Origin of the sequence: Melissospora conviva (genome assembly GCF_049523535.1) — a bacterium.
Classification (GTDB): Bacteria; Actinomycetota; Actinomycetes; order Mycobacteriales; family Micromonosporaceae; genus Melissospora; species Melissospora conviva.
The window spans coordinates 810065-822618 of the sequence record NZ_JBLLDT010000002.1 but is presented as its reverse complement, the minus strand read 5'-3'; the positions used below and the strand labels follow the sequence as shown (position 1 = coordinate 822618).

The 12554-nt window shown below is 72.7% G+C and carries 11 protein-coding genes and 1 riboswitch; of the genes, 6 read left to right on the top strand and 5 right to left on the bottom strand.

Annotation, left to right across the window (positions count from 1 at the left end; all coding sequences use genetic code 11):
- Positions 1-52: 52 nt before the first annotated feature.
- Positions 53-1063 (bottom strand): YihY/virulence factor BrkB family protein, encoded by a 1011-nt coding sequence (locus tag ACK8GG_RS08750; protein ID WP_440350514.1) that lies wholly within the window; start codon positions 1061-1063, stop codon positions 53-55.
- 219 nt (positions 1064-1282) lie between these two features.
- Positions 1283-1365, top strand: a riboswitch (ZMP/ZTP riboswitch).
- A 12-nt stretch (positions 1366-1377) separates the two neighbouring features.
- Here ACK8GG_RS08750 and ACK8GG_RS08745 point away from each other — a divergent pair.
- The 5 genes from ACK8GG_RS08745 (at position 1378) to ACK8GG_RS08725 (ending at position 6486) form a co-directional block, all read left to right on the top strand.
- Positions 1378-2265 (top strand): bifunctional 5,10-methylenetetrahydrofolate dehydrogenase/5,10-methenyltetrahydrofolate cyclohydrolase, encoded by an 888-nt coding sequence (locus tag ACK8GG_RS08745; RefSeq protein WP_440350513.1) that lies wholly within the window; start codon positions 1378-1380, stop codon positions 2263-2265.
- Positions 2266-2372: 107 nt separating this feature from the next.
- Entirely contained in the window at positions 2373-4211 is a 1839-nt protein-coding gene (locus ACK8GG_RS08740; RefSeq protein ID WP_440356004.1) for a thiamine pyrophosphate-requiring protein, read from the top strand.
- A 72-nt stretch (positions 4212-4283) separates the two neighbouring features.
- Entirely contained in the window at positions 4284-4709 is a 426-nt protein-coding gene (locus tag ACK8GG_RS08735; RefSeq protein WP_440350511.1) for an NUDIX hydrolase, read from the top strand.
- Positions 4710-4948: 239 nt separating this feature from the next.
- Positions 4949-5155 (top strand): hypothetical protein, encoded by a 207-nt coding sequence (locus tag ACK8GG_RS08730; RefSeq protein WP_440350510.1) that lies wholly within the window; start codon positions 4949-4951, stop codon positions 5153-5155.
- Positions 5156-5238: 83 nt separating this feature from the next.
- The gene (locus ACK8GG_RS08725) at positions 5239-6486 is read left to right on the top strand and encodes a hypothetical protein (RefSeq protein WP_440356003.1); all 1248 of its coding nucleotides are present in this window, start codon (positions 5239-5241) and stop codon (positions 6484-6486) included.
- A 67-nt stretch (positions 6487-6553) separates the two neighbouring features.
- Here ACK8GG_RS08725 and panB read toward each other — a convergent pair whose 3' ends face one another.
- Both panB and ACK8GG_RS08715 read right to left on the bottom strand, forming a co-directional pair.
- Positions 6554-7405, bottom strand: coding sequence for a 3-methyl-2-oxobutanoate hydroxymethyltransferase (gene panB / locus ACK8GG_RS08720; protein ID WP_440356002.1), 852 nt, complete (start codon positions 7403-7405; stop codon positions 6554-6556).
- A 97-nt stretch (positions 7406-7502) separates the two neighbouring features.
- A complete protein-coding gene (locus ACK8GG_RS08715) occupies positions 7503-9290 on the bottom strand; it encodes an NAD+ synthase (protein ID WP_440350507.1) in 1788 nt (595 codons plus the stop codon).
- Between the two features lie 221 nt (positions 9291-9511).
- On the opposite strand from ACK8GG_RS08715, the gene glnA reads away from it, so the two are divergent.
- The gene (gene glnA / locus ACK8GG_RS08710) at positions 9512-10861 is read left to right on the top strand and encodes a type I glutamate--ammonia ligase (protein ID WP_440350506.1); all 1350 of its coding nucleotides are present in this window, start codon (positions 9512-9514) and stop codon (positions 10859-10861) included.
- 69 nt (positions 10862-10930) lie between these two features.
- On the opposite strand, the gene ACK8GG_RS08705 is transcribed toward glnA, so the two are convergent.
- Entirely contained in the window at positions 10931-11524 is a 594-nt protein-coding gene (locus ACK8GG_RS08705) for a hypothetical protein (RefSeq protein ID WP_440356001.1), read from the bottom strand.
- Between the two features lie 73 nt (positions 11525-11597).
- On the bottom strand, positions 11598-12479 hold the full coding sequence (locus ACK8GG_RS08700) for a S66 peptidase family protein (protein ID WP_440356000.1): 882 nt from the start codon (positions 12477-12479) through the stop codon (positions 11598-11600).
- Positions 12480-12554: the final 75 nt, after the last annotated feature.

The window sequence follows — 12554 nt, the reverse complement described above, 5'->3', positions numbered from 1 at the left end:
CCCGTCCACCTTCGGGTGCGCCGCCCCGGCGGCGGCGCACACCTGAACCGTCCTACCCGGCGTCGGGGGCGGTGGTGGCCGGAATGCGGTGGCGCATGCGCTGGATCTCGGCGTTGAGCACGCCGCCGGCGAGGATGACGATGCTGCTCAGCCAGAGCCAGAGCACCCCGGCCAGCACCGCACCGACGGCCTGCGCGGCGGCCCGTACCGCCTCGTCGGCCTGGCCCACGTCGATGCCGGCCGGGCCGGCCACGTCCAGATAGAACCGGAAACCGACGGCGATGCCGATCAGTCCCGCCATGCCCGTCACCGCCCCGGGCAGACAGTGCCGCCAGGTGGTGTCGATGTTCGGCCCGTACCGGTAGAGCACGGCGAGGAACGCGACGCAGACCGCGACCACCGCCGGCCAGCGCAGCACCCCCCAGAGCAGTTCGAAGCTCTCCTGCTGACCGACCTGGCGGGCCAGGGACTGCGCGCCGCCCAGCAGCGGCCCGACCACCACCATCGCGAGCAGCACCACCAGTGTCACCACCGCGGCGAGCGCCAACGCCAGGCCCAGCCCCCACTGGGCGAACAACCCCCGGCGCTCCGGAACGCCGTACGCGTCGTCGAGGGCGCGGATCGCGGCGCGGAACATCCGGCTCGCCAGCCAGAGGGCCACGGCCACACCGCCGAGCGCCACGCCCGCCCGTTCCTGGCTCAGCAGGCCGCGGACCAGCGGCGCGAACACGTCCTCGGTGAGCTGCGTGTCGAAGACCGCGGCGAGCGAATCGATCAGCCCGTCCTCGATGTCACGCACCTTCGCCGGGCCGATGAGGCGTTCCAGGAAGCCGAGGGTGGCGGCGAGCGCGGTCAGCAGCGGCACCAGGGAGATGAGGGCGTAGTACGTCATCTCGGCGGCCAGCCCGGTGATCCGCACGTCGACGATCCGGCGGACACTGCGCACCGCCAGCAGCGGCAGGCCGTACCGGCGGATCCGCGGGCCCAGTCCGGCCGATACGGACTCCAGCCGGTCGAACCACATCTCACCGGGGGCGTCCTCGAGTTTGACTGCCCGGATCATCCTGCGAACGGTGTTCACGCCCACGTGCCGGTCGCCGACCGTGCTGCCTGCTGCATGTGCGGGACGGTAGTCGCCGCGTGCACCGCGCCCGGCACCGGCCGGACGCCGGGACACCCAGCGACGGGTCGAGCAGGGCCACAGAGAGGCGGGTGCCTGCGGCGCCGGGGCGCCCCGGCAAGCGGGGGCGGTTGGCGTCGGGGCGGCGCCATCGGGCAAGCTTTCACCCGACGCGACTGGCGGCACCGAGGATGGCATTGACCATCGGGGAGCTTCCGTGGGGGTCGACCGCCTGGGCACCCACGCGGAGGAGACGTATGTCCGTCGCGCCCGAACACACCGCCACCCTGCTGCCCGGCAAGCCGGTCGCCGAGGCGATCCTCGCCGACGTCGCCGAGCGGGTCGCCCGGCTGAAGGCCGCCGGCGTGCAGCCCTCGCTCGCCACCGTCCTGGTCGGCGACGACGACGCCAGCGCCGGCTACATCCGCATCAAGCAGCGACAGGCCGAGGAGCTGGGCTTCGTCTCCCCGCACCGGCACCTGCCCGCCGACGCGACCCAGGCCGACCTGCACCGGGTCATCGAGGACTTCAACGCCGACGCGGGCGTGCACGGGCTGCTCGTGCAGTACCCCGTCCCGGGACACCTCGACTACGACCTCGCGCTGGCCGCCGTCGACCCGGACAAGGACGTCGACGGCATGCACCCGCTGAACATGGGGCGGCTCGCCCTCGGTCTGCCGGGGCCGCTGCCCTGCACCCCGGCCGGCATCGAGGCGCTGCTGGCGCACTACGAGATCCCGGTCGCCGGACGGGAAGTGGTGATCCTCGGCCGGGGCGCGACCTTGGGCCGGCCGCTGTCGATCCTGCTGGCCCAGAAGCGCCCCACCGCCAACGCGGCGGTCACCGTCGTGCACACCGGCGTACCCGACTGGGACCGCTACACCCGCCGCGCGGAGATCCTGATCGCCGCCGCCGGCGTACCCGGGATCATTCAGCCGGAGCACGTCAGGCCCGGCGCGGTGGTGATCGGCGGGGGAGTCCGCTACGAGGGCCGGCGGCTGCTGCCCGATGTGGACGAGTCGTGTGCGACGGTCGCCGGTGCCATCACGCCGCGCGTCGGCGGGGTCGGCCCGACCACGGTCGCGATGCTCTTCCGCAACGCCGTCGCCGCCGCCGAACGGCAGACCGGGCGGCGCTCCGGTTAGCCACCGCCTGAGGTGAATCCGCGCCGTGCGGTTTTGCCGATCCCGCACCCGGGCGCTGGTCCGGTTCCCAGAATGAGGGGAATCGTCCAGCGCACCGGGGGTTAGCGATGAACGCGGAAGGTCACGTCAGCGAGGACGGGAAACTGCGCCGCGGCGCCACCGTCGCCGACCACGTCGTCGCCCGGCTGGCAGCCTGGGGTGTGCACGACTACTTCGGTTACCCGGGCGACGGCATCAACGGCATGACCTCGGCGCTGCAACGGGCGCCGGGCCGCGCCCGGTTCATCCAGGTCCGCCACGAGGAGACCGCCGGCTTCGCCGCCTGCGCCCACGTCAAGTACGGCGGCGGCCCGATCGGCTGCGCCCTGGTAACCAGCGGCCCCGGCGGCGTCCACCTGCTCAACGGCCTCTACGACGCCAAACTTGACCGCCAGCCGGTGGTGGCGCTGGTGGGGCACACAGCGCTCACCGCGGAAGGGGGCAGCTACTACCAGGAGGTCGACCTGCTCGCCCTCTACCGCGACGTCGCCGGGGCGTACCTGGCGAAGCTCGACGACCCGTCGCAGGTGGGCCACCTGGTGGACCGGGCCTGCCGCACGGCGCTCGCCCGGCGCACGGTGACCGCGCTGATCCTGCCGCTGGACGTACAGGACAAGCCGGCGTTGCCGCAGCCGCCGTTGGCACACGGCTACTTCCACACCAGCGCGGCGCCGAGCAGCCCGGTGACCGTGCCGCCGGCCGCGGAGATCAGCCGCGCCGCCGACCTGCTGCGCGGCGGCGAGCGGGTGGCGATGCTCGTCGGCCAGGGCACCCTCGGCGCCACCGACGAGGTACGCCGGATCGCCGACCGTCTCGGGGCCGGGGTGGCGACCGCGCTGCTCGGCTTCACCGCCGTCGACCACCGCGAACCCTGGGTGACCGGGGCGATCGGGCTGCTCGGCACCCGGCCGAGCTGGGAGCTGATGCGCGACTGCGACCGGCTGCTGATCGTCGGCAGCAACATGCCCTACTCGGAGTTCTACCCGAAGCCCGGCGTGCCGGCGGTGCAGATCGACATCGACCCGGCGCAGCTGGGTCTGCGGTATCCGACGCAGGTGAACCTCACCGGCGACGCCGCGCCGACCCTGCGGGCGCTGCTGGAACACCTGGGCCCCGGTGATCCCCCCACCGCCTGGCGGCGGACCGTCGCCGCCAACACCACCGCCTGGCACGACGCGCAGGAGCGGATCGCGGGGCAGTCCGCGAACCCGGTCAACCCGCAGGCTGTCTTCGCCGCGCTCAACCGGCGCCTGCCCGACGACGCGATGCTCGCCGTCGACTGCGGCACCGCCACCGCCTGGTACGCCCGCCACCTCCGGGTACGCCCCACGATGCTGGCGAGCCTGTCGGGACTGCTGCTCTCGATGGGCGGCGGGATGCCGTACGGGATCTCGGCGAAGTTCGCCCACCCGGACCGGCCGCTGATCGCGCTGATCGGGGACGGCGCGATGCAGATGAACGGGGTGAACGAACTCGTCACCGTGGCGAAGTACTGGCGGCAGTGGGCCGATCCGCGGTTCGTGGTGCTGGTGGTCAACAACCGGGACCTGGCGTTCGTCAGCTGGGAGCAGCGCTCCGGCGAGGGCACCCCGAGCTACGCCGAGAGCCAGCCGGTGCCCGATGTCGCCTACCACGAGTGGGCGCGGATCCTCGGCTTCGACGGGATCCTCGTCGAGCGGCCGGATCAGATCGAGGATGCCTGGGACCGTGCCCTGAGCGCCGACCGCCCGACGGTCATCAACGCGGTGGTCGACTCGGCGGAGCTGATGGTGCCGCCGCACTTCACCTACGAGCAGGCCCGCAACACCGCCGCGGCGGTGCTGCGCGGCGACGCCGACTGGGCGGGCATCATCCGCCGCGGCATGCCGACGATGGCGCGGACCCTGCTCGGCAGCCGGCCTTCCTGATCCGGCGCACCCAGCCCGTGCCGGGAGGTCGCCGGGCGGTGCCGAAGGCCTCGGCGGACTAGGGTGTGCGGCATGTCCGGTGCCCTCCTGCCCATCGCGGTGATGCTGCTGGTGGACCGTGCGGGCCGGTTGCTGCTGCAGTTGCGTGACGGCAACGGTCCCCATCCGCACCTCTGGTGTCTGCCCGGCGGGCACGGCGAGGCGGGGGAGAGCCCGGTCGAGACGGTGGTGCGGGAACTTCGGGAGGAAACCGGCCTGCGGCCCGACACGGACCCGTTGCACTTCGCCACTCAGGAACTGCCCGCCCTGGAACGGGTGATGCACTACTTCTGCGCCGCCACGGACGCCCGACAGGAGGACGTCGTCCTCGGCGAGGGCGCCGCGATGGTTTTCGTCGCGCCGCACGAGATTCTCGCCCGGCCCTTCACTCCGGGTACGGCCGAAACGCTCGTCGCGTTCCTCGCATCCCCCGAGTACACCCGCCTGCGCGAGCGCTGACCCGACCCGTCCGGCAAGCGTGCACGGGCGCGACGCGGGTACCTGGTCAGTGCGCGATGCGGCCTTTTCGGCACGTGCGACACCGACGGAAGCGGCGTCTCGCATGGACTGTCGGCGGTCGATGAGAATCGGCCGCCGCTTCACATTTCCCCGGCGCCACCGGCCTCCACAGTGGAAGCGTAATGGCGATTTGGGGGAACCGGTGGCGCGTGCCCGTTTCTCGGTGCACAGTGATTGCCATGAACGACAGGGGAGGAAAGCCGCATTACTACTGGTGCATGCGGCATCAGCGGGTAGAGACCGACGAGAACGCCTGCCGGGTCCGGCACCTGCTCGGCCCGTACGCCTCGGCCGCGGACGCCGAGCGGGCGCTCGAGCTGGTGGCGGAGCGCAACGAGGCCTGGGAGGCCGAGGACAAGCGCCTGGCCGAGGAAGAACAGAGCTGACCGGCCCGGCGACAGCCGGTGCCGAACGAGGGGGGTCCCCATCCCGAGGACCACCAGAGGAATTCCCCGAGGAGGGAACCGAGATGGCCGAAGCACGAAAGGCCACCCGATCGGCTGCCGGCACGACGGCTGCGAAGAAGAGCACCACCAGCCGGGCAGCCACCAAGGCCACACCGGCGCGCAAGAACGCCGGCACCGCGAAGGCCACGCCGGCGAAGAAGACCGGCCCGGCGCGTACGACCACGGCCGCGAAGAAGGCCGGTCCCGCCGGCACGACCCGGCCGGCGAAGAGCGCGACCGCGAAGTCCACCGCGGCGCGCAAGACGGCGGCGGCGAAGAGCACGACGGCCCGCAGCACCGCGGCACAGCGGTCGGCGCAGGTCGCCAAGAACGCCGCGGCCACCGCGGAGAAGGCGGCGGCGACGACGCGGAAGACGGCGGCGACCGCGAAGAAGACGGCCGCCACGGCGCAGCGGGCCGCAGCTACGGCGACGAAGACGGCGGCTCCGGCCAGGGCCGCGACGGCCCGGAAGTCGACGGCGACGAAAACAGCTGCGGCGAAGAAGGCCACGCCGGCGAAGAAGTCCACGGCCGCGGCGAAGAAGGCTGCGCCTGCCAACAAGGCCGCGGCCAAGAAGGCTGCACCGGCCAAGAAGGTTGCGCCGGCAAAGAAGGCCGCGCCGGCGAAGAAGTCGACGGCGACGAAGAAGTCCACGGCCGCGAAGAAGTCCACGGCCGCGACGAAGGCTGCGCCGGCCAAGAAGACCACTGCTGCGAAGACGACAGCGGCGACGAAGTCGGCGGCGCCTGCCAAGAAGACAGCGGCGCAGAAGACGACGGGCGCGAGGACGGCGGCGGCCAGGAAGACCCCGACCCGTCCGGCTGGCACCCGGGCCGGAGCCGGCAGCGCCCCAGGGCGCAAGACTGCCACGGCCGGGGCGACGGCGGCCCGCAAGGCGGCGGCTCCGAAGCGGACTTCCGCCGCGGCCAGGACGACCACCGGGTCGGCCGCTGCCAAGCAGGCGCCCGCGACGACCGCAGCCGCTGCCCGAGGTGCGGCGAAGACCACGACCAGAGGCGCGGCGAAGGCGGCCGGTACGACAAGGGCGGCCGGTACGACGAAGGCGGCCGGCGCGACCAGGGCGACCCCGGCGAAGACGGTGCCCGCGAAGCGCACCACCCCGGCGAAGGCCACCGCCACCGGGGCGGGCACGGGGACCAGGGCGGCGAAGAAGGCGACCGGTCGCAAGGGGCCGGCCGTCGCGGCGGTCAGCCGGGCAACGGCCGGGCGCAACAGCGCCCGCGGCAGCGCGCTGCGCGCCGCCCACTGACACCCCGCCGGCAGGACCGGCGAACGATTGAGGCGGGCGGCGCCACGGCGCCGCCCGCCTCAGACGATCAGAAGGTGTGCTCGGCGGCGGGGAAGCTGCCGCCGCGGACCTCGTCGGCGAACTGCCGGGTCGCCGTGGTCAGCGCCCCGGCCAGGTCGGCGTAGCGCTTGACGAAACGCGGCGCCTTGCCGGTGCGCAGCCCCGCCATGTCCTGCCAGACCAGCACCTGCCCGTCGGTGTCCGCCCCGGCGCCGATGCCGACGGTCGGGATCGGCAGCTCGGCGGTGACCCGCTTGGCGACGTCGCCCGGCACCATCTCCAGCACCACCGCGAACGCCCCCGCCTCGGCGACCGCGCGGGCGTCGGCGAGTACCTCCTCGGCGGCGTCGCCGCGGCCCTGCACCCGGTAGCCGCCGATGGCGTGCTCACTCTGCGGCGTGAAGCCGATGTGCGCCATCACCGGGATGCCGGCGCCGCTGATCGCCGCGATCTGCTCGGCGCAGCGCCGGCCGCCCTCCAGCTTGACGGCGTGGCAGCCGCCCTCCTTCATGAAGCGCACCGCCGTCCGCAGCGCCTGCGTCGGCCCCTCCTCGTACGAGCCGAAGGGCAGGTCGCCGACGATCAGTGAGTGCTTCGTGGCGCGCACGACGGCGCGTACCAGGGGGAGCAGCTCGTCCACGGTCACCGGGACGGTGGTCTCGTAGCCGAAGACGTTGTTCGCCGCGGAGTCACCGACCAGCAGCACCGGGATGCCGGCCGCGTCGAAGATGCCGGCGGTGTACTGGTCGTAGGAGGTGAGCATCGGCCAGCGCTGACCGCGTTCCTTCGCGGCGATCAGGTCGCGGGTGCGGACCCGGCGGGTGGCCGGACCCCCATAGAGCGCCTGCACCTCGTCCGGTGACGACTCGTTCGTGGTCACGGTTGTCTCCCTTCTCCTCGAGGCCGCCCATGCGGTCCCCGGGTTCCCCGCATCGTCGCACCGGGCCCGGCGGGCGGGCAGGACCCAGTGGAAGATTTCACAGGGGACGATCCGTGGTGCCGTGCTCGCGCCAGCGGCTGGTGATCGGCAGCCGGCGGTCCCGGCCGAAGGCCTTGATGGAGATCTTCGTCCCCGGCGCGGACTGGCGGCGCTTGTACTCGGCGATGTCCACCATCCGAAGGACCCGGTCGATCACCGCCGGGTCGTGGCCGGCCTCGACGAGGCCCTCCCGCCCCAGGTCGCCGTCGATGTAGCCGCTGAGCATCGGGTCCAGCAGCGTGTAGTCCGGCAGGGTGTCGGTGTCGAGCTGCCCCGGGCTCAGCTCCGCGCTCGGCGGCTTGCTGATCGAGTTCTCCGGGATCGGCGGGGTCTGGCCGCGGCGTACCGCCTCGGCGTTGCGCCAGCGGGCCAGCTCCCAGACCATCGTCTTCCAGACGTCCTTGATCGGGTTGAAGCCGCCGACCGAGTCGCCGTAGAGGGTGGAGTAGCCGACCGCCAGCTCGCTCTTGTTGCCGGTGGTCAGCACCAGGTGGCCCTCCTGGTTCGACAGCGCCATCAGGATCACGCCGCGGACCCGGGCCTGGAGGTTCTCCACCGCCACCCCCGACAGCGACATGTTCGCCAGGAACGAGTCCACCATGGGCTGGATCGGCTCGGTGCGGTAGTCCAGACCGGTCCGCTCGGCCAGCTCCTCCGCGTCGCCACGGGAGTGCGCGGAGGAGTGCTGGCTGGGCATCGAGACACCGACGACCCGGCGCGGGCCGAGCGCGTCGACCGCGATCGCCGCCACCACCGCCGAGTCGATGCCGCCGGAGAGGCCGAAGACCACCGACGGGAAGCGGTTCTTGTCGACGTAGTCGCGCAGCCCCAGCACCAGCGCGTTCCAGACCTCCGCCAGGTCCGGCGAGGGCTCGACCACGCCGCCGACGGCCGGCGGACCGGCCGGCGGCGCGAGCTCGCCGGTGACCGTGATCCGCTGCACGCGCAGCCCGGCGGCGACCTCGGCGGGCGCGTCCGCGTCGGGGCGGGCGGCGGTGGCCGAGGGCACCTCCACGTCGTGCAGGAGCAGGTGCTCGACGAACTGCGGCGCCCGGGCCAGCAGGGTGCCGTCCGGCGCCACGATCATCGAGTCGCCCTCGAAGACCAGCTCGTCCTGACCACCGATCATGTTCACGTATGCGATGGTGGCGCCGGCCTCCGCGGCGCGACGACGCACCAGCGGCAGCCGTACGTCGTCCTTGTTCAGCTCGTACGGCGAGCCGTTGATGTTGGCGACCAGCCCGACTCCGGCCTGGCCGGCGGCGGCGAACGGGCCGCCGGCCTGCCAGAGGTCCTCGCAGATCGTCAGCGCCACGTCCACCCCGCCGATGCGCACCACCGTCAGGGTGTCGCCGGAGACGAAGTAGCGGTCCTCGTCGAAGACGCCGTAGTTGGGCAGGTGGTGCTTGAAGTAGGTGGCGGCCACCGCACCGCCGTGCAGCACGGCGGCGGCGTTGCGCGGGCCGCGACCCGGCTGCGCGTCGGCGTGCGAGGGCGGCGGGCCGTCGCCGTCGAGGTAGCCGACCACCACCGGCAGCTCGCCGAGGCCGTCGGCGGCCAGGTCGGCGGCGAGCTGCGTGAGCGCGGCGCGGGAGGCGGTGACGAACGACTGCCGGAAGACCAGATCCTCCACCGGATAACCGGTGAGCATCATCTCCGGGAAGAGGACCAGCTGGGCGCCGGAGCCGGCCGCATCGCGGCTGATCCGGCGCACGGTCGCGGCGTTGCCGTCGAGGTCACCGACGGTCGGGTTTACCTGGGCGAGTGCGAGGCGCAGGGTCGGCATAGGGCAATCTTGCCCCGAAGCGGCCCGTGGCATTCGCCAGGGGGACTCCCACCGTCGGCCGCACTCAGACGCCGTATGTTAAGGGGCGTGCGGATCGGGCCAGCTCAGCGCGGATCCGGCCGAGGACGCACGTAATGTCGGTGTAATGAGGCCGGTGTTGACTGGTCGGCCAGACCGAACCGGCTCGGCCGGCCTCGATGGCAGCGTCGCAAGGGGTGGAAGTGGACCGTCAGCAGGAGTTCGTGCTCCGCACGCTGGAAGAGCGTGACATCCGGTTCGTCCGGCTCTGGTTCACCGACGTCCTCGGGACGCTCAAGAGCGTCTCGGTGGCCCCGGCCGAACTGGAATCGGCCTTCGACGAGGGGATCGGCTTCGACGGCTCCGCCATCGAGGGCTTCGCCCGGGTCTTCGAGTCGGACATGGTGGCCATGCCGGACCCGACGACCTTCCAGGTCTTCCCCTTCGAGGGGGGTGCGAGCGGCGAGAGCGCCCGGATGTTCTGCGACATCCTGCTCCCCGACGGCTCCCCCTCCTGGGCCGACCCGCGCCACGTGCTGCGCCGGGCGCTCTCCAGGGCCGCCGAGAAGGGCTTCACCTTCTACACCCACCCGGAGATCGAGTTCTTCCTGGTCGAGGATGCCCCCGCCGACGGGCGGCTGCCGGTGCCGGTAGATGCGGGCGGCTACTTCGAGCACACCACCCACTCGGCGGCCCGGGACTTCCGCCGCCAGGCGGTGCTCGCCCTGGAACGCATCGGCATCTCCGTGGAGTACAGCCACCACGAGGTCGCCCCCGGCCAGCAGGAGATCGACCTGCGCTACGCCGACGCGCTGACCACCGCCGACAACATCATGACCTTCCGGCACGTGGTCAAGGAGGTGGCGCTCTCGCACGGCGTGCAGGCCACCTTCATGCCGAAGCCCTTCAGCGACCAGCCCGGCAGCGGCATGCACACCCACCTGTCGCTCTTCGAGGGCGAGCACAACGCCTTCCACGACGCCGGCGACCCGATGAAGCTCTCCAAGGTCGGCCGGGCCTTCATCGCCGGGCTGCTCACCCACGCCCGCGAGTACACCGCGGTCACCAACCAGTGGGTCAACTCCTACAAGCGCCTCTTCCCGCAGCCGCTGGCCGACCGGATCACCGAGTCGCCCGCGTACGTCTGCTGGGGTCACCTGAACCGCTCGGCACTGGTGCGGGTGCCAGCGTACGGCAAGCCGAACTCGGCCCGGGTGGAGATCCGCTCACCCGACTCGGCCGCCAACCCGTACCTGGCCTTCGCGGTGATGCTCGGCGCGGGCCTCAAGGGCATCGAGGAGGGCTACGAGCTGCCCCCGGGCGCCGAGGACGACGTCTGGTCGCTCTCCAACGCCGAGCGCAAGGCGATGGGGTACGAGGCGCTCCCCGAGGACCTCGCCGAGGCGATCGACGTGATGGCCGGCAGTGAACTCGTCGCCGAGATCCTCGGTGAGCACGTCTTCGACTTCTTCCTGCGCAACAAGCGCGCGGAGTGGGAGGAGTACCGCCGGGTCGTCACCCCGTACGAGCGGCAGCGCTACCTGTCGCTCTAGACAGCCCGCCACACGCGTGCTGCCCGCCCCGACGGCAACCCGGGGCGGGCATCACGCGTTGCTGGGGGACTACTCGGTGGTGCTGCCGCCGGTGCTCTCGTCGCCGGACTGCGATCCGGTGCCGCCCTGGTCGGTCTGCGGGCGGTCGCCGCGCTCACCGTGGTGCTCACCGTGGCCGTGGCCGTGGCCGTGGCCCTTGCCGTGGCCGTGGCCGTGGCCGTGGCCGAGGCCGAGGACGCCGGCCTCCTGTGCGGTGGTCACCGCGTCGGCCTGCTCCTGGGTGAGGGTGCCCTCCTCGACCGCCTCCGCGAGCCGTTCGGCCAGCCGTTCGGCGCGGTCGGTGTCGGCGGGCTTCTCCGCCGCCCGCTCGGCGCGCTCCGCCTCGTGCACGGCATCCAGCGCCTCGGTCACCTTGGCGACGTCGACACCGAGCGCGTCGGCGAGCTTCTGGGCATGCTCCTGCCGGTGCTGCTCGTGCCGGCTGTCGCGGCTCTGCTCCCCGGTCGCGGTGGTGCCACCGCTGTCCGCGGCGTCGTCGGCCATCGCGATGGCCGGCACGGCGATGCCGGCGCCGAGGACGCCGGCGGTGGCCAGACCGGCGAGGAAGGTCTTCTTCGTCAGACGTCGAGTCATGTTCTCCTCCGGTTGTGCTGGCGTGCTCATGACTCGACGATGACCCGCCCGGCTAGGCGCAGCCCTTGACGAAGCTGTCCGTTGGCTGAGAGTTGGGCGAGTCTCAACGGGTGGCGGGGGCGACGGTCAGGGTGCCCGCGTTGGCGTCGAGGACGGCCGGCACCCCGACCGGGACGGTGAGTGGAGCGACCCCGTGCCCGATCGGCAGTCCACCCAGCACCGGCACGCCCAGGTCGCCGAGCCGTTCGGTGAGCACGTCCGCCGCGCTGACCTCCCAGTCGTCGGCGCAGTTGGTGAACTGCCCCACCGCGACCCCGGCGACCCGGGCCAGCACACCGGCGCGGCGCAGCTGGGTGAGCATCCGGTCGATCTTGTACGGCGGCTCCTCGACCTCCTCGATCAGCAGGATCGCGCCGGTCAGATCGGGCATGTCGGGGGTGCCCAGGGAGGCGGTGACCAGGCAGAGGTTGCCGCCGAAGAGTGGACCCCGGGCCACACCGGGCACCCGGACGCCGAAGGTCTCCGCGCCCGGGGCCGCGCACACCGTGACCGGGTCGGTGGTCATCAGCGCTCTGCGCAGCGACTCGGCCGAGGCCGGCGGGGCCGCCTCGTGGTGCCAGGCGGCCGCGGCCATTAACCCGTGCACCCCGGCCAGGCGGGCGCCGCGCCAGAGCGCGAAGTGCAGCGCCGTGATGTCGGAGAAGCCCGCCACCATCTTCGGGTCGGCCCGCACCAGCGACATGTCGATCATGTCCACCACCCGCTGGGCGCCGTAACCGCCCCGGGTGCAGACGATGCCGCGTACCGCCGGGTCGGCGAAGGCGGCGTTGAGGTCGGCGGCGCGCAACTCGTCGCCCCCGGCCAGGTAGCCCTGCCGGGCGAAGGCGTTCGGACCGAGCACCGGCTTCAGTCCCCAGCCGGTGAGCAGTTCGAGGCCGCGGGCCACCCGCTCGGCGGTCGTCGGGCCGGCGGGAGAGAGGAGCATGACGGTGTCCCCGGGGCACAGGGCGGACGGGCGTACGGCATCGGTCACAGCGCCTGAGCCTACGGGGCTGCCGGG